Origin of the sequence: Pseudoalteromonas luteoviolacea NCIMB 1944 (assembly GCF_001625565.1) — a bacterium.
GTDB classification, from domain to species: Bacteria; Pseudomonadota; Gammaproteobacteria; order Enterobacterales; family Alteromonadaceae; genus Pseudoalteromonas; species Pseudoalteromonas luteoviolacea_F.
In genome coordinates, this window is the sequence record NZ_AUXS01000042.1 from 175,990 (window position 1) to 202,213 (window position 26,224).

27 protein-coding genes are annotated in these 26,224 nt (G+C 43.5%); 9 read left to right on the plus strand and 18 right to left on the minus strand.

The window, feature by feature from the left end:
- Positions 1-17: 17 nt before the first annotated feature.
- Positions 18-1,346 (plus strand): phosphate regulon sensor histidine kinase PhoR, encoded by a 1,329-nt coding sequence (phoR, locus tag N483_RS16155; RefSeq protein ID WP_023399797.1) that lies wholly within the window; start codon positions 18-20, stop codon positions 1,344-1,346.
- Positions 1,347-1,423: 77 nt separating this feature from the next.
- Positions 1,424-2,392 carry a PstS family phosphate ABC transporter substrate-binding protein gene (locus tag N483_RS16160; RefSeq protein ID WP_036976419.1) on the plus strand — a complete coding sequence of 323 codons (969 nt, stop codon included), beginning with the start codon at positions 1,424-1,426 and terminating at the stop codon, positions 2,390-2,392.
- An 89-nt stretch (positions 2,393-2,481) separates the two neighbouring features.
- Here the strand turns inward: N483_RS16160 and N483_RS16165 are convergent, their stop codons facing one another.
- The 8 genes from N483_RS16165 to sfsA form a co-directional block, all read right to left on the minus strand.
- A complete protein-coding gene (locus N483_RS16165) occupies positions 2,482-2,718 on the minus strand; it encodes a hypothetical protein (protein ID WP_023399799.1) in 237 nt (78 codons plus the stop codon).
- 199 nt (positions 2,719-2,917) lie between these two features.
- A complete protein-coding gene (gene panC, locus N483_RS16170) occupies positions 2,918-3,766 on the minus strand; it encodes a pantoate--beta-alanine ligase (protein ID WP_023399800.1) in 849 nt (282 codons plus the stop codon).
- On the minus strand, positions 3,766-4,560 hold the full coding sequence (panB, locus tag N483_RS16175) for a 3-methyl-2-oxobutanoate hydroxymethyltransferase (RefSeq protein WP_023399801.1): 795 nt from the start codon (positions 4,558-4,560) through the stop codon (positions 3,766-3,768). The genes panC and panB overlap by 1 nt, the downstream gene beginning before the upstream one ends.
- Complete coding sequence (gene folK, locus N483_RS16180; RefSeq protein WP_023399802.1) at positions 4,560-5,066, minus strand: 2-amino-4-hydroxy-6-hydroxymethyldihydropteridine diphosphokinase; 507 nt, start codon at positions 5,064-5,066, stop codon at positions 4,560-4,562. The genes panB and folK overlap by 1 nt, the downstream gene beginning before the upstream one ends.
- Positions 5,063-6,484 carry a polynucleotide adenylyltransferase PcnB gene (gene pcnB / locus N483_RS16185; RefSeq protein WP_080672613.1) on the minus strand — a complete coding sequence of 474 codons (1,422 nt, stop codon included), beginning with the start codon at positions 6,482-6,484 and terminating at the stop codon, positions 5,063-5,065. Before pcnB ends, folK begins: the two co-directional genes overlap by 4 nt.
- Before the next feature lie 277 nt (positions 6,485-6,761).
- Positions 6,762-7,727, minus strand: a complete 966-nt coding sequence (gene gluQRS / locus N483_RS16190) for a tRNA glutamyl-Q(34) synthetase GluQRS (protein WP_023399804.1) — start codon at positions 7,725-7,727, stop codon at positions 6,762-6,764.
- A gap of 45 nt (positions 7,728-7,772) precedes the next feature.
- Positions 7,773-8,216, minus strand: coding sequence for an RNA polymerase-binding protein DksA (dksA, locus tag N483_RS16195; protein WP_023399805.1), 444 nt, complete (start codon positions 8,214-8,216; stop codon positions 7,773-7,775).
- Between the two features lie 163 nt (positions 8,217-8,379).
- Positions 8,380-9,087 (minus strand): DNA/RNA nuclease SfsA, encoded by a 708-nt coding sequence (gene sfsA / locus N483_RS16200; protein WP_023399806.1) that lies wholly within the window; start codon positions 9,085-9,087, stop codon positions 8,380-8,382.
- Between the two features lie 82 nt (positions 9,088-9,169).
- Between sfsA and pepB the strand changes: the two genes are divergently transcribed.
- Positions 9,170-10,465, plus strand: a complete 1,296-nt coding sequence (gene pepB, locus N483_RS16205) for an aminopeptidase PepB (protein ID WP_023399807.1) — start codon at positions 9,170-9,172, stop codon at positions 10,463-10,465.
- Positions 10,466-10,517: 52 nt separating this feature from the next.
- On the opposite strand, the gene N483_RS16210 is transcribed toward pepB, so the two are convergent.
- The 5 genes from N483_RS16210 to gpmM form a co-directional block, all read right to left on the minus strand.
- Positions 10,518-10,937 (minus strand): HPP family protein, encoded by a 420-nt coding sequence (locus tag N483_RS16210; protein ID WP_023399808.1) that lies wholly within the window; start codon positions 10,935-10,937, stop codon positions 10,518-10,520.
- Between the two features lie 98 nt (positions 10,938-11,035).
- A complete protein-coding gene (locus tag N483_RS16215; protein WP_023399809.1) occupies positions 11,036-11,797 on the minus strand; it encodes a divergent polysaccharide deacetylase family protein in 762 nt (253 codons plus the stop codon).
- A gap of 114 nt (positions 11,798-11,911) precedes the next feature.
- Positions 11,912-13,135 carry a S41 family peptidase gene (locus N483_RS16220; RefSeq protein ID WP_023399810.1) on the minus strand — a complete coding sequence of 408 codons (1,224 nt, stop codon included), beginning with the start codon at positions 13,133-13,135 and terminating at the stop codon, positions 11,912-11,914.
- 38 nt (positions 13,136-13,173) lie between these two features.
- Entirely contained in the window at positions 13,174-14,319 is a 1,146-nt protein-coding gene (locus tag N483_RS16225) for a murein hydrolase activator EnvC family protein (protein ID WP_023399811.1), read from the minus strand.
- 2 nt (positions 14,320-14,321) lie between these two features.
- Positions 14,322-15,866, minus strand: a complete 1,545-nt coding sequence (gene gpmM, locus N483_RS16230) for a 2,3-bisphosphoglycerate-independent phosphoglycerate mutase (protein ID WP_023399812.1) — start codon at positions 15,864-15,866, stop codon at positions 14,322-14,324.
- 272 nt (positions 15,867-16,138) lie between these two features.
- On the opposite strand from gpmM, the gene N483_RS16235 reads away from it, so the two are divergent.
- From N483_RS16235 to gpsA, 4 genes are all read left to right on the plus strand, one after another.
- The gene (locus tag N483_RS16235; protein ID WP_023399813.1) at positions 16,139-16,570 is read left to right on the plus strand and encodes a rhodanese-like domain-containing protein; all 432 of its coding nucleotides are present in this window, start codon (positions 16,139-16,141) and stop codon (positions 16,568-16,570) included.
- Positions 16,571-16,582: 12 nt separating this feature from the next.
- A complete protein-coding gene (gene grxC / locus N483_RS16240) occupies positions 16,583-16,840 on the plus strand; it encodes a glutaredoxin 3 (protein ID WP_023399814.1) in 258 nt (85 codons plus the stop codon).
- Between the two features lie 76 nt (positions 16,841-16,916).
- Complete coding sequence (secB, locus tag N483_RS16245; RefSeq protein ID WP_023399815.1) at positions 16,917-17,399, plus strand: protein-export chaperone SecB; 483 nt, start codon at positions 16,917-16,919, stop codon at positions 17,397-17,399.
- A 3-nt stretch (positions 17,400-17,402) separates the two neighbouring features.
- Positions 17,403-18,410 (plus strand): NAD(P)H-dependent glycerol-3-phosphate dehydrogenase, encoded by a 1,008-nt coding sequence (gene gpsA, locus N483_RS16250; protein ID WP_023399816.1) that lies wholly within the window; start codon positions 17,403-17,405, stop codon positions 18,408-18,410.
- Between the two features lie 53 nt (positions 18,411-18,463).
- On the opposite strand, the gene N483_RS16255 is transcribed toward gpsA, so the two are convergent.
- Entirely contained in the window at positions 18,464-19,627 is a 1,164-nt protein-coding gene (locus tag N483_RS16255) for a DcaP family trimeric outer membrane transporter (protein ID WP_023399817.1), read from the minus strand.
- 368 nt (positions 19,628-19,995) lie between these two features.
- Between N483_RS16255 and acs the strand changes: the two genes are divergently transcribed.
- Both acs and N483_RS16265 read left to right on the plus strand, forming a co-directional pair.
- The gene (acs, locus tag N483_RS16260; protein ID WP_023399818.1) at positions 19,996-21,936 is read left to right on the plus strand and encodes an acetate--CoA ligase; all 1,941 of its coding nucleotides are present in this window, start codon (positions 19,996-19,998) and stop codon (positions 21,934-21,936) included.
- Positions 21,937-22,028: 92 nt separating this feature from the next.
- Positions 22,029-22,682, plus strand: coding sequence for a response regulator transcription factor (locus N483_RS16265; RefSeq protein WP_023399819.1), 654 nt, complete (start codon positions 22,029-22,031; stop codon positions 22,680-22,682).
- Between the two features lie 38 nt (positions 22,683-22,720).
- On the opposite strand, the gene purU is transcribed toward N483_RS16265, so the two are convergent.
- The 4 genes from purU to N483_RS16285 form a co-directional block, all read right to left on the minus strand.
- Positions 22,721-23,551 carry a formyltetrahydrofolate deformylase gene (purU, locus tag N483_RS16270; protein ID WP_023399820.1) on the minus strand — a complete coding sequence of 277 codons (831 nt, stop codon included), beginning with the start codon at positions 23,549-23,551 and terminating at the stop codon, positions 22,721-22,723.
- A 144-nt stretch (positions 23,552-23,695) separates the two neighbouring features.
- Positions 23,696-24,289: a Crp/Fnr family transcriptional regulator gene (locus N483_RS16275; RefSeq protein ID WP_231105467.1), complete on the minus strand. Its 594-nt coding sequence runs from the start codon at positions 24,287-24,289 to the stop codon at positions 23,696-23,698.
- A 37-nt stretch (positions 24,290-24,326) separates the two neighbouring features.
- The gene (locus tag N483_RS16280; RefSeq protein ID WP_023399822.1) at positions 24,327-25,193 is read right to left on the minus strand and encodes a DMT family transporter; all 867 of its coding nucleotides are present in this window, start codon (positions 25,191-25,193) and stop codon (positions 24,327-24,329) included.
- A gap of 23 nt (positions 25,194-25,216) precedes the next feature.
- Positions 25,217-26,035, minus strand: coding sequence for an arylamine N-acetyltransferase family protein (locus N483_RS16285; RefSeq protein ID WP_023399823.1), 819 nt, complete (start codon positions 26,033-26,035; stop codon positions 25,217-25,219).
- Positions 26,036-26,224 lie beyond the last annotated feature (189 nt).

Below are 26,224 nucleotides of genomic sequence, written 5' to 3' on the forward strand. Positions count from 1 at the left end.
CTTTAGGATCATTTTATATGTATAGAGTGATTGATAAACAGGCGTTGCTAAAACGCCTGTTTTTGTATTTTCTGCCTCTTACCCTCATCGGTATTTTACTTGGTGCACCATTTGTATTGTTATTTTTGGGCGCCTCAGTTCTACTTTTTTGGCATTTTAAACAACTGTATAAGCTGAGCGACTGGTTGATCAACCAGCGTAGCTTTAATCCGCCAGAAGGATCCGGCGCGTGGGAGCAAATTTTTGAAGGGATCTATCATCTTCAGCATCGCAATCGCAAAAAGCGTAATGAACTCGCAGCATTGATCCGCCGTTTTCGTGAAGGTGCAGAAGCGGTTCCCGATGCCGTTATCGTGATGCAGCAGGATCTCAGTATTATTTGGTGTAACCAGTTGGCACTTAAGATCTTAGGTTTGCAATGGCCGACAGATCATGGTCAACGTTTAGATAACTTGATCCGCGATCCTAAATTCGTTAAATACATGCAAGATCATGACTTCACCGATCCATTAGAACTTGAAAGTGGTCATAACGCAGAACGCGTATTAGAGTTTCGTGTTATGCCGTATGCAGAGCAATTGATGATGGTGGTGCGAGATATATCACGATTAAAGAAATTGGAGCAAATGCGCAAAGATTTTGTTGCCAATGTATCTCATGAATTGCGTACACCACTCACTGTGGTAACTGGTTACCTCGAAATGATGGAAGGGGATCAGGTGCCACCTCCGGCGATCTGGCAAAAAGCACAGTTGACAATGATCGAGCAGTGTAAGCGTATGGACAGCTTGGTCAATCAACTGTTATCTTTATCGAGAATTGAAGGAGATAGAGACCAAGCTAACGATAAAGCGGTTAATGTGCCAGGAATGCTGCAATTGATCCACACAGAAGCACGTTCGCTAAATCAAGATAAACACCACGAGATTGAATTTAATGTTGATGAAACATTGGATATTAAGGGGTGTATTGATGAGCTGCGTAGTGCATTTTCTAATTTGGTCTTTAATGCCATTCACTACACCAAGCCCAATGGCAAAATTGTGGTCACATGGAGCTTAGACGGTGAGCGTCCAGCATTTTCTGTTACCGACAACGGTGACGGTATCGCGTCAGAGCATATTAATCGCTTGACCGAGCGTTTTTATCGTGTTGATAAGGCGCGAAGTCGCAAAACAGGCGGTTCAGGTCTTGGGCTGGCGATCACTAAACATGTATTGAGTCGACATGACTCGAATTTGGAGATCTCGAGTAAATTGGGTGAAGGGTCGTGCTTTTCTTTCTCTTTTCCAAAGGAAAAACGCATTTTTATGACAGTCTCTGATAGTCATAAAAGTGTCATTTAATGGTAATTTTATTGTAATTTGCTGAGCGCACAATGAGTCTCAGTAATCAAATGGGAAGAACAATTGGAGTGACCCAAATGAAATTTAAAAGCTTAGTTGCCGCAATGGGTGTGGCTGTAACAACATTGGTATCAACGCAAGTGGCTGCACTTGACAAACAACTACCAGAGTACAACAAAACCAGCGGTATCTCAGGTAACTTTTCATCTGTGGGTTCAGATACACTTGCAAACATGATGACGTTTTGGGCTGAAGAGTACAAGCGTATTTACCCTAACGTAAATATTCAGATCCAAGCAGCTGGTTCTTCAACTGCGCCTCCTGCTTTAACTGAAGCGACAGCAAACTTTGGCCCAATGAGCCGTAAGATGAAGTCGAAAGAAATCGAAGCGTTTGAAAAGCGCTATGGTTACAAGCCAACTGAAGTACGCGTTGCGATCGATGCTTTGGCTGTATTCGTACATAAAGACAACCCAATTAAAGGTCTTCGCATTGACCAAGTTGACTCTATTTTCTCTTCTACACGTAAGTGTGGTGGTGACAAGCAAGTTAATCGTTGGAGTGATGTTGGCCTAAATGGCGATTGGGCAGCAAAAGACATTCAGCTTTATGGCCGTAACTCAGTGTCAGGTACATACGGTTACTTCAAGAAAAAAGCACTGTGTAAAGGTGACTTCAGAAACAACGTAAACGAGCAGCCAGGTTCTGCATCTGTTGTACAGTCTATCTCTTCATCTGTGAATGCAATCGGTTACTCAGGTATCGGTTATAAGACATCAGGTGTACGTACTGTACCACTGACTAAGAAAGGCGAAAACTTTGTCGATGCAACGTTAGAAAACGTAGCTGCTGGTAGATATCCGCTATCTCGTTTCCTATACGTTTACGTGAATAAGCACCCAAATAAGCCTCTTTCTCCAATCGAAGCAGAATTCTTGAAGATGGTACTATCTAAAGAAGGTCAGAAAATTGTAGAAAAAGACGGTTATGTGCCACTGACAAACAGAATGGCAAGCCGTGAGCTTAAGAAGCTAGGTCTTCTATAACTCATTAAACATAAAGAAAAAGCCGCTCGTATGAGCGGCTTTTTTATTTATACATATTAACAACTCAGGGCTGAGTTAGATTTAATTTATCAGTATTGTGCGGTGCGTATTTTCGTTAGCTCTTCAACTTGCGCTTTGCAGGTATTATAACGCTCAATGCATTCACCGCTGCATATCTGTCTTGTCATGGTCTGTTCGGTAGAGCTAAGTGAGCAGTTTTGTTCACACTGAAAGTTTTGTTGAGCACATTGGGTGAGCTCAGGTGAATTTTGTTGGTTACTACAAGCGACTAAAGTAACCAAAACCAGTGGCAGCGCAAATCTCATAGTCATTCCTATTATTTTGCAGATAGAGAGTAAAATGTACGATTTTAATGTTCTAGTACAATGTTAAACTTAGCATATATTTACAATGAACAGTGGGGAAAGGGCGGTATTATTACGGCTTTTCTTGGTATTACATTGATAACAAATACCTCACGGGCACAAAAAAACGCCCTTAACAGGCGCTTTTTTATCTCTTAGGTTAATTAACAACTTGTATATTATCTATTAACCTTACACTGCCTAAAAATGCAGCTGCTAATACGACAAAGTGCTCATCGCTTTGCTGCGCGGGCTTGAGTGTATCTCTATGTGCAATCGAAAAGTAGTCTGGTTTGAGGCCTGCTTGCTCTAGCTCAGATTTAGCTTCACTTTCCAAATTATCAAATTGACGGACGCCCGATTTCAGTGCGGCAGCCGTTTGTGATAATACTTTGTAAAGTACTTTAGCGACGTCTTTTTCTTGTTCTGACAAGTAGCCGTTACGCGAACTCATAGCCAGACCTGTCACTTCCCTTTGTGTTGGTACGCCAATAATTTCAATTGGCATAGACAAGTCGTGCACCATGGTTTTGATAACTTGCAACTGCTGGTAGTCTTTTTCACCAAAACAAGCAAAGTCAGGTTGGACTAAGTTAAACAGCTTAGTTACCACAGTGGCAACCCCCCTGAAATGTCCTTCACGCGCACCGCCGCAATAACCTTCAGATACACCGGGTACATCGACAAAGCTTTGCGTCGCTAGTCCATTTGGGTAAATTGTTTCAACACTGGGTGTGAACACAATATCAGTCCCAAGCTCTGCAAGCCCTTGTTTGTCTTGAACAAGCGTACGCGGGTAGCTATCTAAATCTTCATTTTTACCAAATTGCATTGGGTTAACAAAAATGCTGACTACGACTTTATCTGCCAGCGTCTTGGCCTTTTCAACTAAAGAAAAATGACCTTGGTGCAGATTGCCCATTGTAGGCACAAAGGCAATACTGTGTCCTTGCTGACGCCAAGCTTTAATTTGACTGCGTAATGACTTTATTTCGGTGATTGATTGCATTAGTTAAACTCGTGTTCTGAACTTGGAAATGCGCCTGATTTAACATCGTCACAGAACTTTTTAACAGCGTCTTGCATATTGCCGGTTTCTGCTAAAAAGTTTTTAGAAAATTTCGGAATGTAGCCAGCAGAAATACCAACTAGATCGTGCATAACTAGGATTTGACCATCCACTTCTTTACCTGCGCCAATGCCAATAACAGGAATATTGACCGCTTCAGTTATACGTTTAGCCAGATCGGAAGGGATACACTCAATAACCAACATCTGTGCACCAGCAGATTCAAGGGCCTGTGCATCGGCAATCATTTGCAATGCTTGCTGCTCCTCGCGACCTTGTATCTTGAAGCCGCCAAAGACGTGTACTGACTGAGGTGTGAGACCTAAGTGACCACACACAGGGATCCCTTGCTGTGTAAGCAGTTTAATTGACTCTGCTAGCCAAGTACCACCTTCCAGTTTGACCATATTAGCACCGCTGCGCATAAGTTTTGCAGCATTTTCGCAGGCTTGTGCCGGGTTTGAGTAACTCATAAATGGCATATCAGCGACGACAAACAGTTCTCTACTGCCAGCTCTTACACTGCGAGTGTGGTAGGCAATCTCTTCAGTAGTTACGCCGAGTGTGTCATCGGCACCTTGCAATACCATGCCCAATGAGTCACCAACTAAAACCACATCAACGCCATTGTCATAAAAAAGCTTCGCAAAGCTGGCATCGTACGCCGTTAATGCTGTGATTTTTTCACCTTGTTGTTTCTTCTTTGCCAAGGTTGAAACCGAAACTTTTGCCATTAATGTGTCTCCTTTGTATCTGTGTTAGGCAGCGCTGTTAAGCCATTTTTTGGCAATTTATCAGCCACACTTTTAAGTGTTGTTCCATCGGGTAATTGAAGTTGAGGTGCTATTTCCATCAATGGGAATACCACAAATTCTCTGTCACATAGGCCGTAATGAGGTACTGTTAAACGTTCAGTGGCAATGGTTTCTTCGTTAAACAAAAGGATATCTAAGTCCAGTGTTCTGGGGCCCCAACGTTCGTCTTTACGTACTCTGCCTTGGCGCAATTCAATCTCTTGAAGCTGGTCTAACAGTGCTTCGGGTTTAAGCGATGTTGAAAACCTAGCCACTGCGTTAACATAATCTGGCTGGTCCTGTGGGCCCATAGGTTTTGAACTATAAAAACTCGATACAACCAGATCGTTAAAGTCTGGGTGCGTGTTTAAGGCATTTACAGCCTGAATTAACTGTGCTTGGGGATCGACTAAATTCGCCCCAAGCCCGATATACACTATATTCATGAATCTTGCTTTGGCTTTCTACGAGACTTATTACGGTAACGGCGTTTTGGACGATCTTTTTGGCCAAGGTTTTTGACCATTTCTTTTTGCCCGCCGACATCTTGTTTAAGGTATTCTGTCCACCAATCAGCGAGCGGCTGTTGGTCGGATTCACCACTTTCAACACGTAATAGTAAAAAGTCATATGAGGCTTTAAACTTGGGTTGAAGACTCAAACGGTAAGCTCGCTGGCCACTGCGTCTATCTAAACGTTGCTGAATATGCCAAATATCGCGGGCACCCAGTGTAAACCGTTTTGGAACAGCAACACGTTGTGCATTTTCGCTTAATACCTGACTGATGGCTTGCATAAACGCATCGTATTCTGAAATGCCCTGCTGTTCTAACAATGCGGCGCGTTTGCGCAATGGGAACCAAAGTAAGGCGGCGTAAATAAACGCAGGCGTCACTTTTTTATTGTTATTTATGCGAGCATCTGTGTTAGCAAACATTTGCTGGATAAAACGTCTTTCAAACTCACTGTCCTCTTGCGCCAAAATTTCTTCAAGAGTTGGAAACAGCTGTTTGAATAGGCCTAACTCTCTGAGCATTAAAAAGTTAGCTTCTGCTTTACCACCTAAAAACAGCTTGAGGGTTTCTTCAAACAATCTTGCCGGTGGGATATTCCCAAGCAGCGGTGATAACTCAGTGATAGGTGTGAGCGTTGCAGGCGCAATCTCCATATCTAACTTGGTAGCAAAGCGAACCGCACGTAGCATACGCACTGGATCTTCACGATAACGGGTTTCTGGATCACCGATTAGCTCAATACGCCTTGCCTTGATGGCTTCAATGCCGCCAGCAAAATCGCGTACACCAAAATCATTGACTGAGTAATATAACGCGTTGATTGAGAAGTCTCTGCGCTGAGCATCTTCTTCGATGGTGCCGTAGACGTTATCGCGCAGTAACTGCCCCTGTTCGCTTGCCTTACTTGTCGGATCATCTTCACCATTCGATAGGTGGTGGCCGCGCATTGTCGCAACTTCAATAACTTCACGCCCAAATACGATGTGGGCAAGTCTGAAGCGACGACCAATAAGTCGACAATTTCTAAATAGGCGTTTAACTTCTTCAGGTGTTGCGTTTGTGACAACGTCAAAGTCTTTTGGCTCAATCCCTAACAAAATATCCCGAATACAACCACCGACAAGGTAAGCGTCATAGCCGCCATCTTTTAATCGATATAACACTTTGATTGCATTGGGGCTAAATTGTTTTCGTGAGATATTGTGCTCACTACGCGGAATAATTTGAGGTGTTAATTTTGCCTCAACTATCCCCTTAGTTTGCTTGGCGCCAACAATTTGCCTACACAACTTGAATATTTTAGAAATAATAACCACTCTCCTACTACTTTGAGTCCCCACCCGCAGCATCATTTGTACAGATATTTTTTGCTCGCACTGCGCTTTATTTTTTCTAAAGTGTAGGCGAGATCATAAGGCTCGCTATCATATACTCAAATGTACTGAAATTGAAGTTTCAGACGTGAATTAGCGATTAAATTTTCAACCAATTAACGCTCTACGAATTGTAACTTTGTTACATCGAGTTATTTTCATAACATCAATAACCAATCTCAATATATCTTCACGATACTGGGTACTTCATTCTGGGTTTTATTTAGCAGTATTTGGAACGTAATGCTCGGGGTTACAACGGTGTGAATTGGTAGTCCGTTGAGCTGAGTTGAGTGACCTGAATTTCTTTGTTTTTTGGTAACTGTACATCATGGTATGCCGCTGTCGCCCATGTGAGTAATTCAGTTACATCATCAATGTGATGTAGTTCAATTTTATTGAAGCCCAAAAATGCCAGTGCGGCTTTAAGTGCGGGTAGGGGAGCGTTGTTGTCAATGGCTGGGGCATAGTTTTGCTTGGATAACTTGAACCCTGGCTGTGCGACGGCGAGCGGAACATGCATATAGTGTGGTGGCTTTTTTGCAAGTTGTTGAAACAGACTAAGCTGTCTTGCGGTCGGTTCAAGTAGGTCTGCACCGCGCACAACATGGCTGATTTGCTGTTCTATGTCATCCACAACCACGACAAGTTGATAGGCGTACAAACCATCTCGGCGCTTTACGATATAGTCTTCTTGCGCGACTTGATCGGGTATGACTATATGACCCTGTAGAGCATCTTCAAACTGGTGAATTGGGAAATTTTGCTTTAGGCGTAACGCATTGTTTTCAAAAACATGGTTGGTCGTGCGGCAATGGTTGTCATAAAAGCCTCCACGCTGTTTGATTTGCTTACGAGTGCAGACGCACGCATAGACTTCACCGGTTGAAGCCAGTGAGTGGAGCACTTCTTGATATAACTCATGCCTTTGGCTTTGGTAAATTATGTCACCATCCCAGTGTAAGCCATAAGCTTCAAGGGTGGTTAAAATGGCATCTGCCGCACCACTTACAACACGTGGTGTGTCAATGTCTTCCATTCGAACTAGCCATTGCCCTTGGTTGGCTTTGGCATCAAGGTAGCTGGTAAGTGCCGCAATTAACGAACCAAAATGCAGTGGTCCTGACGGGGAGGGCGCAAAGCGTCCGCGATAAACTGAAGACGCACCCAGAGCATGTAAATTATTCTGCTCTGGGCCTTTTTTTTGTGGGGTCTGCATAACTGATGAGCTTAACCTATGGTTTATACAGGTTTTTACTCGGGTTTAACCTCGACCCTGCTGTTTTTCTTTGATTTCAGCAAGTGTTTTACAATCCACGCACAAATCTGCGGTAGGACGTGCTTCTAAGCGACGAATACCAATCTCGATGCCACATGAATTACAGAAACCGAAGTCATCTTCTTCAATCAGCTGTAGCGTCTTTTCAATTTTCTTGATCAGCTTACGCTCTCGGTCACGTGTACGCAGTTCAAGAGAGAACTCTTCTTCTTGCGCTGCACGGTCGACAGGATCAGGGAAATTTGCCGCTTCATCTTGCATGTGGTTCATGGTGCGATCAACTTCATTGCGAAGATCGTTACGCCACGCTTCTAATATTTTTTTGAAATGAGCTAGCTGCGCCTCGCCCATGTATTCTTCGCCCGGCTTTTCTTGGTAAGGTTCTAAACCGGCCTGAGCCAATAACCCTAGTTTTTTCTGGTCTGGCATAGCATTCTCCTAAATCCTTAATAAACAACCCCAGCTAACGCCGGCGGCTATAAATAGCAAAATCTTCAACCCTTAGCAAACACTTTTTGCTTCGTCCCTGTTCTAAAACAAGCCGTTGGACTGAAGTTTTAACGGCAGATATATGAGGGTGAAGTTTTTTTTTTCAAGTATCTAGTACAGATACTTGTTTAATAACCTTGACCTCGTTAGGGGTAACTTGTGCTTTATATGCATATATTTCAACCCCTTCGCTTTTTGCCTCAGCCAATAATTGGGCATATTTTTTATCAATATGCTCAGCTGCTTTGACCGATTCAATGCCGTTGTGCATAACAATAAATAATAGCACGGCGCGTTGGTGATTATTTTTTATATGTATCAACTCTCTGAGGTGCTTTTGCCCTCTGGTTGTTTCTGTGTCAGGGAAATAGCCTTGGTCACCTTCTAACAGTGTGACCGACTTGACCTCAACATAACAATCTGGCTGTTGAGGTGATGAGAGTAATATATCAATACGGCTATTTTCATTGCCATACTTTACTTCGCTGGCGATATTTTCGTAGTCATTCAATTGTGAAATGACCCCGGCTTGAATCGCTTCATAGGCAACTTTGTTTGCCACACCAGTATTGACACAAATGAGGTGGCCTTGGCCATCTTCGGTTAATTCAAGTGAATGTGCATACTTGCGCTTCTTATTGTTGCTGGTCGAGTAGTAGGCTTTAAAACCACTGTCGGCACACCCTGTCATCTTGCCAGTATTTGCACAGTGCACGGTAAACGTTTCACCATCTTCTTTGTGCAAGTCGACTAAAAATCGTTTATAGCGCTTGAGCAAAGTCGCGCTTTGAAGTTGGGATGAAAATTTCATAGTTTAGTCGCATTCGTTTTGGGGCTCTGTGATTGCTAGTGTACACTGACTAGCAACTACAAGCGTAAGAGTGAAAACCTATATGTCTGATAAATTTATTGTTCGCTTAAGTGAACAAGCGCCAGCTGCACACTGGGGCAATAATGCATCGCTGTCTTTTGATGAGCAAGGTGCAACCATTCATTTAGCTGAGCAAGAAACCCTAAAGCATATTCAAAAAGCGGCTCGTAGCCTAGCACAACAGGGGATCCCTGCGGTAGCGTTAAGTGGCGAAGCTTGGTGTACAGAATCTCAATGGGCCTTTTATCAGGGCTTTGTTAGCCCTAAACAACTTGATCCAGTTACTTTTGTTGAAAACGCACAATCAGATTTAAATGAGTTACAGGCGTTGAAGCAATCCGCAACTTGGATGCGCCAAATGATCAATGGCACAGCTGAAGATATTTATCCAGAAAGCTTAGCGGGTAAAGCAGCTGAATTTATTCAGTCTTTAGCTCCAGAGCACGTCAGCTATCAAATTATCAAAGGCGATGCGTTACTAGAACACCAATGGATAGGGATCCATGAAGTAGGCCGTGGTAGCGAAAGAGCGCCAGTACTACTTGAGTTAGACTTTAACCCAACAGGTGACGAAGATGCGCCAGTTAGCGCGGCGCTTGTCGGTAAAGGCATTACTTTTGACTCGGGTGGTTATTCAATCAAACCGAGCGAAGGGATGTTGACCATGAAATGCGATATGGGCGGTGCTGCAACAGTAACTGCTGGTCTTGCATTGGCAATTCAACGTGGTATTGAAAAGCGCATTAAATTGTTCTTATGTTGTGCGGAAAACCTTATTTCAGGTCATGCATATAAACTGGGCGATATTTTAACGTACAAAAATGGCACGACTGTTGAGATCGTGAACACGGATGCAGAAGGTCGTCTGGTACTGGCAGATGGTTTGATGGCGGCTGGTGAAACCGGTGCACCTCTGATCATTGATGCAGCAACACTAACTGGTGCAGCTTTAATGGCTGTAGGCCAAGAGTACAATGCTTTATTTGGTCTTGATAAAGAGCTAGTTAGTGAGGTTCAGCAGTTCGCAAGCGAAGAGTTTGAAGCTGCTTGGCCATTGCCACTGGAAAAATGGCACCAAAATAACTGTCCTTCTGCATATGCAGACACTGCAAATAGCCGAGCTCAAAAGGGTGGTGGTTTTGGCGGTGCGTCTAACGCCGCTGGTTTCTTATCGCGCTTTGTGCCAAATGAAGGGCAAGGTTGGGTGCATATAGACTTAGCTGGTTGTTTCCAAAATAATGCGGGTGCTCAGTGGGCGTCAGGTGCGACGACAATGGGTATGCGAACTGTTGCTCGTACACTAATTGCAAAAGTGTAAGCCATAAAGAAAAGCCTCTTTCGAGAGGCTTTTATCTTAATTGATTGGGGTTTTAAGACAGCAAAGCCGCCGCGAGGCGAACAAAATCAGATGAGGTTAGTATCCCCAGTAATTTATTGTTTTCGTCAACCACAGGCATGCAGCCATGGCGGTTTTCGACAAAGTAAGTAACGACTTCATGTAAGCTCTGCTGTGGTGTCACGCTGGCAAAGTCCTGCGCCATGGCATCACTGACTTTTTCCTGCTTTTCTTTTCTCTCTAATGCCAAATTACCGTAAGTAGATAGAATACTCATCACTTTGGCTATCATGATTTTTTGTGTCAACATGCCCACCAAATGACCTTCTTCATCGATCACGGGAATATGACGAATATTTTTTTCGCGCATTAAGTTGTGTGCATCGTGCAGGGTATGTGACGACTTAACGGCGAGTGGATCTGGGGTCATCAGCTGTTCAACAGTATGCAGCATAATATTTTCCTGTAAGTGAACCTTACTAGTAGGTATAACTGAAAATGACTCGATTTGCCTGTGGCTAGATCAACAAAATTTGCAACAGAGTTCGATTTTTACGGGCTCAAAGTTGGCGTGTTTTGTAGTGCAGCCAGACGAATATATTTGTTCTCTACTAAGGTAGAGAGCGGCACAAGCTCGAAGCCTTGGTCTTGCAAATCGCGCAGGGCATCACGTAAAAACCGTTGAGTTTTTGGATAGGGGTGAGCAATACCTATCGCATATCCCTGTTGTGTGGCAATCGTTTTTAGTTGATTGAGCTGTAATTCTAACTGTTTGCTTTCTAGCTCGTTGTCCAAAAAAACATGTCTGGCTATATTGTTGACACCATAGATATTGGCTACGGTTTGCGCCTGACTATAAGGGGTGGTGCGGCTGTCCAAAAAGTACAGCGACCGTTTTTTGAGAATTTCCATTGTCCATTTCATGGGCTCGTCATGTTGTGTCAGTGCTGAGCCCATATGATTATTTACGCCTTTCACATGAGGTAAACTGGAAAGTGCATGTCCAAGTGTTTTTTGCAATTGCCACTTTTGCATGTCCAAGGTCAGCCCACCAGGCCCCAATGTTTTATTGTCTAAAGATTGCATGGGAATGTGTAAGATCAGCTCTTTGTTTTTTAACGCTGCTTGGTAAGCAAAATGTTGTGAGAATGGCGTATGGGGTAAAAGCGCATAAGTCAACTCACCCGGTAAATTTAGAAATTCCAGATCCCGTTGATGGTTGCCAATATCGTCTATCACAATCGCAATTTGTTTGGCATCACAAACAAATGCTACTAGACAAATGAATGTAGTAACTAATTGTATTAAGCGCACAAAGTTAAATCACAGTTCTATTGTTATGTTTTATGTTGGTCGATACACTATGTTCGACGCTTTATCATCTAACCTAGCACGTTTTTTATACCGATAAAAGCGTCTAATTTTTCATTAATTTACTGTAGGTTGCTGTTTTGTCACTAATTGACGAGCAGCATGCCAGTGTTGCTCAAGCCGAGAGTAGAGATCTCTGTTGGCTTTATCATTGCTCATTATAGCCGTTTTATTGAGGCTCGATAGGGTGTTTTTACTGTACTCGATATCCGGTTTTATCCCAGTGCCTTCAATCGATTGTCCCGATGGCGTGTAGTAGCGAGCTGTGGTTAGTTTTAGGGCGCTGGTGCCATTACCTATGGGGATCAAAGACTGCACTGAACCCTTGCCAAATGATCCTTGTCCCAATATCAAAGCGCGTTTATTGTCTTGTAAAGCGCCGGCCAAAATCTCTGCAGCTGAGGCGGACTGTTTGTTAATTAATACCAAGATGGGTGCACCGTTTAAAATATCGCCTTGCACAGCATAAAATTTCTGATTCGCATCGAAAAAACGCCCCTTGGTTGTGACGATTATTCCACTTTGCAAAAACAAATCAGATATTGCGACCGCGCTGTTGAGCGTGCCACCTGGATTGTCTCGTAGATCAATGATAAGACCTTTTAAAGAAAGGCCATTGTGCGCAAACAGCATGTTGATATGTCTGGCAACATCATGGTAACTGTGATTGTTAAATGAAGAGATAGAAATATAGCCAATGTCTCCGTTGAGCAGTTTACTGGTGACACTCTCTAAGGTTATCTCTTGACGCCGCAGCGCTAAAGTAACATGCGCTTCAGCGCGCTCGACTGTGATATGAATGATAGATAATTTTGCTTCTCTGAGTAACTTTGAGACTTCTGAAATACTCTTATTGGTGACATCATGTGTGTTGACGGCAACTAATTTATCCCCACCTTCAATGCCAGCTTGCTCCGCAGGTGAGCCGGGTAATGTATCGACAATAACAATGCGATTTTCAATCTCTTCTACTTCAATGCCAATCCCGGTATAGCGGCCATTGGTCGCACTAAAAAGGGTTTCTAACTCGTGCTCATTTAAATATTTAGAGTAAGGGTCTAGCTGTTCGAACAGCTCGTTGAAGTTGTGTTGTTTAATATGCGAAGTGGGGACTTCTTCAACGTAGTAAGTTTGAATATGGTATAGAATTTCTTCCATATGGGCATGGCTAATTTGCTTGGCCTGCACATTGGATAATAAGAAGGAAAGTAGTATCGCGCATAGAATTATAAGCGCTCGTTTTTGAATATCGGGCGGGGAAATAGAGACGAAGTATTTCATATGCTGCTCCTAGTGACGGGGCAGCATAGGTTATTCATTTAACTTGATCTGCACCACTTAACTGGATTCACAGCGCTTCCTTTATGCCGTATCTCGAAGTATAGTCCAGGATTTTGCTGTCCGCCGCTTTGTCCGACTAATGCGATTGGATCGCCCGGGTTAACGTGATCACCGACATCCCTTAGCAGTGTTTGAGCGTGCCCATATAGGCTCATAAATCCTTTGCCATGATCAAGTACAATGACCCAGCCGAAGCCATTGAGCCAGTCAGCATAGACCACATGCCCAGGCGCAACGCTGTTTACTTCTGTACCGGTTTGACCTGCAATTACAACGCCTTTCCAATTCATTCCGACATGTTTTCGCTGGCCAAATCGCTTCTTTAGTTTGCCCGACAATGGCCATGCTAGCTTGCCTTTTAGGCGCTGCAAGCCATCTAGCTGGGCAATAAAAACTTCTTCTGACGGCGCTTGTACTTCAGCTAATGCTTCCAGCGTAGTTTTTAGTGTCGACTCATTTTCTTCTAGGTAGGCAATCGCAGACTGAGTTTTTGACAATTTGTCGTTGAGCTTGCCTAAGTGGGTTTGACGTTGCTGTTGAGCAAGTTGCAAATCATTTTGTCTGATCTGTTGCTGCTCAAGAAGTGCAACCAACTGTTGTTGTGACTTGGTTAATGCCTGTTGGTTTTTTTCTAGTTCAACAAAAACATTCTTCAGGTCTTCTAATTGGTTTATTCGCGCTTTGTTGAAATAGTCGTAGTAGCTAATTGTACGCTCCAATGCTGATGTTTTTTGCTGGTTGAGCAACATCTTGGAGTAATCATGGCTACCTGTAACGTAGGCACTTTTGAGCTGGGCTGCAAGCAGCTTTTGCAATTTATGTTTGCGGCGATTGAGCTGTGAGCTTTCGCGTTCAAGTGCATATTGCTGCTGTTTGTTCTCGCTGATCCCCTGTTGTGTTAATGTCAGGGCCTTTGCGCTGCGCGCTATTTCAAGCTCAAAAGATTGCAAACGTTGTTTAAGCGCACTGAAGGACGCTTTTTGTTCTTGATAGGCCGCCTGACTTTTTTTAAGTTCAGCTTGAACGGCAGCCAAATCTGCTTTGGTTTGTGACTCATTGGCCGCGACATTTGTCGAAGCCAGTGAAATCAAAAATGCAAAGCCGGTAAGTGCGCCTCGTACCATATTTACTTAAGGCGCATAATTGGCGAACCGGTCATTTCTGCTGGCTGCTCTAAACCCATTAGGTGTAGCATTGTAGGTGCTACGTCACTAAGTGTTTTGTTTGCCTGTGGCTCAGCGTCACGACCAACATAAATAAATGGAACTGGCTCACTGGTATGCGCGGTGTGCGCTTGGCCTGATTTGGGGTCTTGCATTTGCTCCGCATTACCGTGGTCAGCTGTTATAAGTGCTTCACCACCATGTTCTTTCAATGCAGAAACGACGCGACCAATACAATTATCAACTGCTTCACACGCTTTAACCGCCGCTTCAAAAACACCTGAGTGACCAACCATATCGCCGTTTGGATAATTACAAATAATGGCGTCAAATTCACCGCTTTGAATAGCTTCAATTAGCTTATCAGTAAGCATCTCAGAGTTCATTTCAGGCTGTAGATCATATGTGGCAACTTGAGGTGAAGGGATAAGCTCTCGCTTTTCACCTTCAAATAAGTCTTCGCGTCCACCGCTGAAGAAGAAGGTAACGTGTGCGTATTTTTCTGTTTCAGAGATACGTAGTTGAGTTTTATTGTGCTTGGCAAGCCACTCACCTAACACGTTATTTAGTTTCTCAGGTGCAAACGCAATTGGTGCATCAATGTCAGCTGCGTACTCAGTCATCATCACAAAGCTGCTAAGTACAGGAGTCTTCTTTTTCTCAAAGCCGTTAAATTCGGCGTCAACAAACGCGCGAGTCATTTGTCTTGCACGGTCAGCTCTGAAGTTTAAGAACAAAATCGCATCGCCGTCGTTGATTTGTGCCGCTTGCTGGCCCGCCGGCACAATTGTCGTCGCTTTAACAAACTCGTCATTTTCATCTCGCTGATAAGCGGCTTCAAGCGCTTCAACTCCATCGGTAAAGGTAAATTCTGCTTCACCACAGACCATTAGGTTGTATGCTTGCTCGACACGCTCCCAACGGTTATCTCTGTCCATTGCGTAGTAGCGGCCAACAATAGAGGCTAAACGGCCTGTACCGAGAGTTTTAAACAAGTCTTGAATGCGTTCAATCGATGCTTGAGCACTGCGTGGCGGTGTATCACGACCGTCTAAGAATGCGTGGAAATAAATCTCTTTGGCACCGCGCTGCGCGGCAAGTTCGATACTTGCGACAATGTGGTCTTCATGACTGTGCACACCACCTGGACTTAATAGGCCCATTAAGTGCACAGCTTTATTGTGCGCGACAGCATCGTCAATGCTTTTTACCAGTGTGGGGTTATGTGCAAATTCACCATCGTCGATGGCTTTGGTTATACGAGTAAAATCTTGATAGACGATACGACCAGCACCCAAATTAACGTGACCTACTTCAGAGTTCCCCATTTGGCCATCAGGCAAACCGACATCTAATCCAGACCCTGAAATAAGCGTCTTTGGTTGTGATTGCCACAGCTCATCAAGTACAGGTGTATTAGCTGCGAGGATAGCGTTGCTTTGTGTTTCTTCTCTATATCCCCAGCCATCTAAAATCATAAGTACCAGTGGTTTTTTCTTCGTAGTCATTTGGGCTCCTGAAAAATGCACGATAGATGGCGCATAGAATACCTTGTTTAGCGCGAAAATTCAGCCCTGTGCTGGTGATTTATGTTCAAGATTGATTAATCTAATGGTAACACCTTTCATATAAAGGCTTCATCAGCGCGCGTGCGCTCGCTCTGATTTGGGTATTGGGCGTGCGGTGATGTGCACTGATAACAATAGGTTTGTACCAAGACCCGTAAAAAAGTATACTCGCTGCACTGTAAGTTTTATCTGCTAACTAAGTGGCAAGGTCCATGGAACAATATATTACTTTTTTCACCAATCACCCTGTATTAAGCGTTATCTGGGTCGTCCTAGCAATCATGTTAGTACACAGCTGGTATAAAAGCCGTTTTTCGTCAGTCCGCCCAATTAACCCGCAACAACTGACTCTGTTGATCAATCGTGAAGATGCACAAGTACTCGATATGCGTGGCAAAAAAGAGTTTACCGCGGGTCGTATTGCCGGTGCTGAGATGATGAATGTCGACAAAGCCAAACAAAATGACTTTGGCGGACTTGAAAAGTACAAAACAAAGCCCATTATACTTGTGTGTAATACAGGTATGACGGCCAATAATATTGCTGAAAGAATGCACCAACAGGGCTACGAAAAGCTTTATGTGCTTTCAGGTGGCATGAGTTCGTGGCAAAGTGCTGGACTACCAACGACAACTGGAAAGTAATTGGAGTAATAAATGAGTAACGATGTAATTATTTACACTAAAGATTATTGTCCTTTTTGTCATCGTGCGAAGGCGCTATTGGATAGTAAAGGCGTCACATATACAGAATATGATATTGCTGTACAGCCTGAACTTCGTGAAGAGATGATCGAAAAAGCAAATGGCGGATATACCGTGCCACAAATTTTTATCAACGGTCAGCACATCGGTGGCTGCGATGATATGATGGCGCTTGAGGCTCAAGGCAAACTAACTCAATTATTGGCTTAGTCGAGCGAAATTAAACATTTCTAGCATTGTATTGATAAGACAAATGCTGTTTATATAAAAATTTATAGGAATAATAATGACTGAACAAAATCAAAATGTTGCAGCGGAGCAGCAAGAAGGCCCACAATTCAACATCCAGCGTATCTATACTAAAGATGTATCTTTTGAGACGCCAAACTCACCAACAATTTTCCAAAAAGAGTGGACGCCTGAAGTTAAACTAGATATGGATACACGTTCAGCTAAATTGGATGAAGGCGTATTTGAAGTTGTTTTAGCATTAACTGTGACTGCGACAATTGGCGAAGAGACAGCTTTCCTATGTGAAATTCAACAAGCTGGTATTTTCTCTGTAGGCGAGTTGGAAGAACTACAACTTGCTCATATGCTTGGTGCATTCTGCCCGAACATTCTTTTCCCATATGCTCGTGAAGCAGTAGCAAGCCTAGTAAACCGTGGTACTTTCCCACAGCTTAACCTGGCACCTGTAAACTTTGACGCACTATTTGCACAGTACATGCAACAACGTGCAGGTCAAGAGCAAACAGCTGACGCATAATTTATGAATACATCACAGTCTGCTGTGACCGTATTAGGGGCGGGGTCGTATGGCACCGCCCTTGCTATTTGTTTTGCTCGCAACGGTCACCGAGTTACTTTATGGGGGCGCAATCAAGCTGATATTGAACAGCTTGCTGATGAGCGTCAAAACCAACGTTACCTTCCTGATATTAAGTTTCCAGATTCATTGACGCTGGAAGTTGATCTTGCTCGTGCTGTTGAGGCGAGTCAGATTATATTGGTGGTGGTTCCCAGCCATGCATTTGCACAAACACTTAAGCAAATTCAGCCCCATTTACAAGATGGTGCACAAGTGGCGTGGGCGACTAAAGGGCTTGAGCCTGATACTGGGCGCTTGCTAGAAGAGGTTGCTAAAGAAGTACTGGGTGAGTCGATTGCATTGGCCGTGTTGTCAGGGCCCACTTTTGCTAAAGAAATGGCTGCTGGTTTACCCACTGCAATTTCTGTTTCAGCGGGAGATGAAGCGTTGCGCACTGAGCTAGCCAGTTTATTGCACTGTAGTCGCTCGTTTCGAGTATACAGTAATGATGACTTTATCGGTATTCAACTCGGTGGAGCGGTGAAAAATGTGATCGCCATCGGCGCGGGTATGTCTGATGGTTTTGGCTTTGGTGCCAATACGCGCACAATGCTGATCACAAGAGGTCTTGCTGAATTGTGTCGTTTAGGCTGTGCACTGGGCGCTAAAACGGAAACTTTTATGGGTATGGCAGGACTGGGCGACTTGATCTTAACTTGTACGGATAACCAATCTAGAAACAGACGTTTTGGATTGGCGCTGGGGCAGGGGAAAAGTGTTGACGATGCTATGAGTAGCATTGGTCAAGTTGTTGAAGGTTATCGCAATACCAAAGAGGTTTTTTTACTGGCAAAGCGCAGTGGCATTGAAATGCCAATCACAGAACAAATTTATCAAGTTCTGTATGAGAAAAAGGATGTTAAAGAGGCTGCGATGGCATTATTAGGCCGAGAGCAAAAGTCAGAATAAGATGTAAAAAAACCACCATAAGGTGGTTTTTTTATTTGGCCTTCTGGGAGAAATTAGAAGGCGTATTTCACTGAAAGTTGTAGTCTATCCAAATCACCTTCTGCACCACTTTGTACTTCTCTGTTTGCGACTTTATATTCAGCCCCAAAGGTGAGTTTTTTGACAGGAGAATAAAGAATATTTGCGCTGTAACTGGTGGTCATATCAGTAGGATCTTTGGTGATATTTAGCAAGCTCGTATCATTGTCGGCGCTGAAATACGAATAGAGGAAAGTTGAACGCCACTGTGAATTCCAATAGTGTTGATAGGCTATAAACCCGGATGTAGAGTCAATTGCATGGAGATCTTGCCCGTCATACACTGCACCATGCGCTACATTTAACCCTACGTAACGTCCTAACCCCTGTCCATGTGTGAGCATAAATTTAATATTGTTTTTGCCAAAATTCACTCGGCCGGAAGCGCTTATGCCATACGAACTTTCCGTTTCGTCTGCTGCACCGAGTTTATAAGTCAGTTGTCTAGCGAGTGCTGCAACCGTAAAGTGTCCCCAGTCGGCTTTGTAGTTGTATCGCGCTGTAAAATCGGGCATTTGCGCATCATCGGTGACTTTTCTCTCTCCGCCCTCAGTTGTTACTGTACTCTCAGGGTTTTCCGCAGAGAACGACCAGTTGCCAATGGTATATTTTGCCATCGCTTGGCGCACGAATACTGTGCCTTCAGCTGGGCCAACAAAATCTAAGGTTTCTGGCAGTGCGCTCACATTTTGGAAGTTGGACCATGCCTGTCCAAATAGCCACCCTTTATAAGTGACAAAGGCTTGTCTAATCCGAGGCGAATAGGAATTACTCACGCGCTCATTTCCGCCTATTGAAGCGATAAAGTCTAATTCAATTTTTGTTTTTATGGTGCTGCCATCATCCAGCTTTGATGCGGTGCCAAAATTAAACCGAGATTGGCGCGCGTGCATATCAAAAACTGCATCTTCTCCTGTGCTAGGCACTACCGGAGTGGTACCTGGAACATAAAAATCTCGTCCAATATGTTGTGATCCCAGTGTGCCATCCGAAAAATCACTCCAGATAGCATCGAGTTTGATATATCCACCGTAACTTACTTCTGTATTGCCGAGGTTAGCAGCGAGAGCTTGGCTGGAAAGTAAGCTAGACACTGCAACTGCAGTTAGTTTCTTATTTATATTAATTTTAGTTGTCATAATGGAGTTCCTATAATACTGCCGCTTAGTTGCAATGCAGAGAATTATTTCGTCATTCACTGTTGATGATGGGTGGTCTTAACTCAATTACCCATTGGTCTATGAGACTAAGGTTGAATAACGGAGGTCGGCTCTGAAATTGCCTTTGGCAATAATTAATTACACTTATACTTATGTTGTTGTCAGGTGCTCTCTGGTTTTAGGTTGAGAGAGCCAGTATGCTGATGCTCGTTAATGTATAGTTAATTAATCCCAATTTGGATAAACTTAAAGCAACAATTACAACTAAGGTCTAATACTTAATCGCGTGGTTGTAAGTGATCCTTGAGTGAAGCCGTAAAAGGCAAGTAATTAATATGGAGATGAGTATGTCACAGAGCATTTATCCGGTACCTGAAGCGATCAAGCAGGCTGCACTTGTAGATAATGAACAATATCAAGCACTGTATCAGCAGTCTATTGACGACCCCGCGGGGTTTTGGGCTGAACATGGTAAACGCCTCGACTGGTTCACACCTTTTAATAAAGTAAAAAATACTTCGTTCGATAAAGGCCATATCAGTATCAAGTGGTTTGAAGATGGTGTATTGAATGCCTCTTACAACTGTATCGATCGTCACCTCGCAAAAAATGCCAACAAAGTTGCCATGATATGGGAAGGTGATAACCCAGAGCAAAGCGAAAATATCACGTTTCAAACATTACACGATGAAGTTGCGAAGCTAGCAAATGGCTTGAAAAAGTTAGGCGTTGAAAAGGGCGACCGAGTTGCTATTTATATGCCTATGACGCCTCAAGCAATATATGCGATGCAGGCTTGTGCGCGCATTGGTGCAATTCACTCGGTGGTTTTTGGTGGATTCTCACCGTCAGCGATTGCAGATCGTATCAAGGACTCTGGCGCTAAAGTAGTGATCACGTCAGATGAAGGTCGTCGTGGTGGCAACTCTGTACCGCTCAAGGCCAATGTTGACGAAGCGGTTGCACAAGATTCAGTAACGACCATTGAGCATGTCGTCGTACACCAGCTTACTGGTGGTGAAGTTGAATGGAATGCCCATGATGTATGGTGGCATGAGCTAGTGGCCGATGTACCTGCGCAATGCGAACCAGAGCCTATGAATGCGGAAGATCCGCTATTCATCTTGTATACCTCAGGTTCGACAGGTCAACCAAAAGGGGTGGTACATACTACAGGTGGATATCTGGTATATGCGTCAATGACACATGAGTATGTATTTGACCTTAAAGAAGATGATGTTTTTTGGTGTACAGCGGATGTAGGTTGGATCACAGGACACAGCTACATGGCATACGGCCCATTGGTAAATGGCTGTACGCAAGTTATTTTTGAAGGTGTACCTACATACCCGAATTCTGGCCGTATTGGTGAAGTGGTTGATAAGCACCAAGTAACCATCCTGTATACGGCACCGACTGCGATTCGTGCGCTAATGGCAAAAGGCGATGAGCCAACAGCCAGTTCTAAGCGTACAAGTCTGCGCATTATGGGTTCTGTAGGTGAGCCAATTAACCCTGAAGCGTGGGCGTGGTACTACGAGCAAATTGGTAATAGTGAATGTCCAATCGTCGATACTTGGTGGCAAACCGAAACTGGTGGCATCATGATCACGCCTTTACCAGGCGCCATAGATATGAAACCAGGCTCGGCGACTCGTCCATTCTTTGGCATTGCGCCAGCATTGTTTGATGCAGAAGGTAATACACTCGAGGGCGCAACCGAAGGTAACTTGGTGATTCTTGATAGTTGGCCATCACAAGCTCGTACAGTTTATGGCGATCATGAGCGTTTCGAGCAAACTTACTTCTCTGCTTACCCTGGTGTGTACTTCACCGGTGATGGTTGTCGTCGCGATGAAGATGACTATTACTGGATTACTGGCCGTGTTGATGACGTATTGAATGTATCTGGCCATAGACTGGGCACGGCTGAAATTGAAAGTGCGCTGGTTGCCCACGAAGCGGTTGCAGAAGCCGCGGTTGTTGGTTACCCGCATGATATCAAAGGTCAAGGGATTTATGTATACGTGACACCAAACGAAGGTGTTGTGGTTACAGACGACTTGACTAAAGAAGTCAGAAGTTGGGTCCGTAAAGAGCTGAGTCCAATTGCATCACCAGATATGATCCAGTGGTCACCAGGCTTGCCTAAAACACGTTCGGGTAAGATTATGCGTCGTATCTTGCGTAAAATCGCTGCCAACGAGTACCAGCAACTGGGTGATACATCGACGCTTGCAGACCCAAGTGTAGTCGATGAATTAATTGAAAATCGTTTAAACCGTTAATTGAGCGTTAAAAACTTGAAATTTAGCGAATTCTAAACGTACTATATCGGCTGTCTTAATACCAAAGACAGCCGATTTTTTAGGAGCTATGCATGAATCAGTTTTTAATTGCGGATGATCACCCCCTGTTTAGAGAAGCATTAAAGGGGGCTTTGCAAAATCAGTTTGAAGGCCTTGAAGTAATTGAATCAGAGAACTTTGAGCAAACATTAGAGCGGTTGTCGCAGTATGATGACTTAGACTTGTTACTTTTGGATTTGCATATGCCGGGCAATGGCGACTTATACGGCCTGATCCGGATCCGCGAGGACCATCCATCACTGCCTATTGTTGTGGTGTCTGGCAGTGAGGATCTCAATGTTATTTCTAAAGTAATGGGTTATGGTGCGATGGGATTTATTCCGAAAGCATCTTCATCTCAGGATATTGTCAGTGCGCTACAGCAGGTGCTAGATGGTGAAAACTGGCTACCGGCGGATATCAAAGAAAAAATAAATGATCTTGACGGCGAAGACCGAGAGCTTGCGCAGCAAATTGCTTCATTGACACCGCAGCAGTATAAAGTATTGCAGTACCTGCACGAAGGCTTGTTAAACAAACAAATCGCTTATGAGTTAAATATCTCAGAGGCAACGGTCAAAGCACATATTACGGCAATATTTCGTAAACTGGGTGTTTATAACCGTACACAAGCAGTCTTAATCGCTTCAAAACTACAATTAGAACCAATCGAGGCGGCAAAGTAGCACATCGCTACTTTTGCACCTTGCTAAAAACTGAGCGCTTATTTAAATACCACCGTTTTTGTTCCATTGATAAAGAGCTTGCGCTCTGATGCTAATTGAAGCGCGTTACAAAATACCGTTTTTTCAATATCTCGACCAATTTTGGCCATGGCCTCTGCATTGTCGGCATGGGTTATTTGAGTCACGTCTTGAACAATAATTGGACCTTCATCAAGCTCATTGTTAACGAAGTGCGCAGTCGCACCAATTATTTTGACGCCGCGTGCAAACGCTTGGTGGTAAGGTTTAGCACCGATAAAAGCGGGTAAAAATGAATGGTGGATATTGATGATTTTGTTCTCGAACCGAGCAACAAATTCAGGGCTCAAAATGCGCATATATTTGGCAAGCCCGATCAAATCAGGCTGATAGTTAGCGATTAAGTCACCGACTTGCTGATCATGTTCTGTACGGCTTACCCCTTCATGAGATATGCAGTGGAATGGGACATTGAATGCCTCAGCGAGTGGTTTTAAATCAGGGTAATTGGCAATGACAGCTTGTATTTCAATATTGAGCGCATTCTCATATTGTTTGAGCAATGCACCACCTAGGCAGTGTGCTTCTTTCGTCGCGAGTAAAACGACTTTTACTTTGGTTGGACTGTGCAATTTGATTTGTGCATCATCAGGCAAATTCATTTGTAGCTGAGAAAGAAATAGGTTTGTTGGCGAGCCCGTTAACTCCGTGCGCATAAAAAAGCGCTTGTTGTCTGTGTCTACAAACTCATTGTTGCGAACAATATTTAAATTATGCTCATGACATAAACTGGTGATTTTTGCTATTAATCCAATTTCATCACTACATTGTGTTGTTAGTATATAACTCATGGTCCTCATTCCATTTACTAAGCGGTTGTTCAGATTACCGTAGTGAAAAAAAATTGTAATCTTCTAAATGAATTGTTTATTCAAAAATGAGTAAATTTCACGCGCAAAAAATTATGCTATCCTCGGCTATATTTATTTTACCTGTTACATTGCCAGCTTCCGACGGATACGGCTTAGCGCAATTGGCGTAATACCTATGTGTGATGCCACCATTTTTAATGGAACGCGCTCACTAAGTTCAGGATTTTTGTCAATAAAGTTCAAATATCGTTGTTCGGCACTGTGGTGAACAAATGCGTACTCGCGTTCTTCTTTTTTGATAAATAGGTTTTCCAGTAGGCGAGTATAGGCTTCTAAAAAGCCGGGATGCAGCTTCATGGTATTGAAAAAGTTGTGCCATTCAAATTCGAGACAAAGTACATCATCAAGGGCTTCAATGCTAAACAGTGCCGGTGTATTTTGTGTCATGGCACGTGTAGAGCCCGCAATACAAGGCGCACAGGCGAAAGCTTGGGTAAACTCTTTACCTTCTGCAGAAACGTTAAAGTAGCGAACATCGCCTTGCGTGATAAAAAATAAATAGGGGGCGGGGCTGCCTTGGCTCATCAACAAAGCGTTTTTAGGATAGTGTTTGAGTTTGCCCTGTAATCCAAACCTTTGAAAATCTTCTGCGCAAAGCGGTTTGTCCTCGGTACTGAAAAAAGAGACGAAATCAGCGAGTTTGTGTTGTATGTTCAAACGGCATTCCTTGATAATTCGACTTTATAGGAACATGTTATGGCGATCGTGATATCAAGTAAAGTGCAAAAGATGCAACTAATAATGCGGGTAGACTGAGTAAAAGCTGAGATAATCCGCCTTGAAAAAATAACACAAATGCGGGCACCAAATAAGTCATGGCTAAAAAGGTATTTGGGCTGACTTGTTTCAATAGCTTTTGTTGTAAAAAGAAAGTCCCAAGAGTTGTAAACAAGGTTAAATAGATAAGCCACGTCCAAAATGTATAGCTTTGCCACACCAAGTTTGTCAGGTCACCATAGAGCAGCATTACTGGCACTAGTAATACACTGCCAAGCGTTACAATGTAAAATGTGCTGGTGAGTGCAGGCAGTGCTGTCGCCCACTTTTTTATCAGTAACACATGCATCGCAAGGCAAAAACAAGCAACTAAAAATATGCTGTCACCATATTGCCAAGCGCTTAAAATCGTTAGGTCTTTTGGGCCGTTTACCAGCATCCAAATAGCACTCGCCGTGCCAATTACAAAGCCGAACAGTTGACTTATACGGGTTTTTATACCAATAAAAACAAAGCTCAATAGCACACTCATTAGTGGCAATAAGGTATAAATGACCGCGGTTTTTTCTGCTGTGGTGGTTTTTAATGATTCAAATAAACCGACAAAGAACGCCACTAAAAAGCAGCTTATCAGCGCATATTGTACAACTTGTTTTATGGTTAAACGGGCGAACCCTGAGCGCCAGATCAGTGGCGCGAGGCAAATACTTGTCAGAATAAATCGCAGGCACGTGGCCGTAATGGGGCTTGCGTAAGGCAATAACTTGCCTGAGACGACAAAAGAAGAAGATAACAAGCCGACCCATACTAGCATCAGTACGGGCTGCGCGACAGAATGATTCATGATTTTCTCACCTAGGTAATTGGTTAGCTTGCCTGTGCTTGCTGCGAAAACTTACTAAATAAATAAGCACAGACGGCTTCGTCCAAATTTAACGAAAACTGCACTTGGAGTAATTGGTGTAACTGCGCAGCACTCTCTATTTTTGTGATTTCTGTATGTGAGGACGTAATATGGTGGTATTCGCCATTTCTCAAAGAGTGGGTTTCATCTAGCGTCTTTCGGCTGACAACTAGGTTATTCACAAACGCAGCATTGGGGTGCTTATGTGAATAGAAGTGGCTCAGTTCGCAGTCAGCTTCGCTGTAATAGTTGAGATCAAATGTATACAGCGTAAAAAATTCGCCATTCTTCAATACCTGAAAACAGTAATCTTGCGCCTGATTCTGAGTGATCCGGTAAGTCATATGACCTTGTGGTTGTGACACATCTAACTTCAACTTGAGTGGGTATATAGCTCCTTGGGGGCCAAATCCAACATCAAATAAATACTGTTCACCTTGATAGGTGACTAACGTGGCTCTGTGTGTCCTTGGCACCTCTACATCTCTGTTGTAAACAACTTTAGCGAGCAGCAGTTTTACGTCAAAACCTAAGTGTTCTAAGACGTGGAAGGCCAGCTTATTGTGTTCAAAGCAGTATCCACCAAATTGCTTTTTGGTGATCTTAGTAAACAGGTGTGCAATATCTAAGGGTAAAGGCTGTTTTAACACCGCTGATACGCTGTTGAAGGTGTGCTTGGCAATATGTCTGCTTTGCAGTTGTGCTAAAAAAGTTTCGTCAAGCGGGTGGTTCGAAAGCGCCAAATCGGTTAGGTATTCGTTCACAATTTGCAGATCAGTCATCGCTTTTATTCCTTGTCATTCAGAAGAGTACCCAGCTTAATCGCGGTGGAGCATGCTGTAATGAACCTAGGTTTATTTTGAGGTTATTTTTATTTTTTTACTCAATGCTGTTTGCACTAAACCTAGGTTAATTTCTTAACGCTCACGAGAGGTTAAATTGAGTGTGTTGTTAACGCAAAATAACTCAAA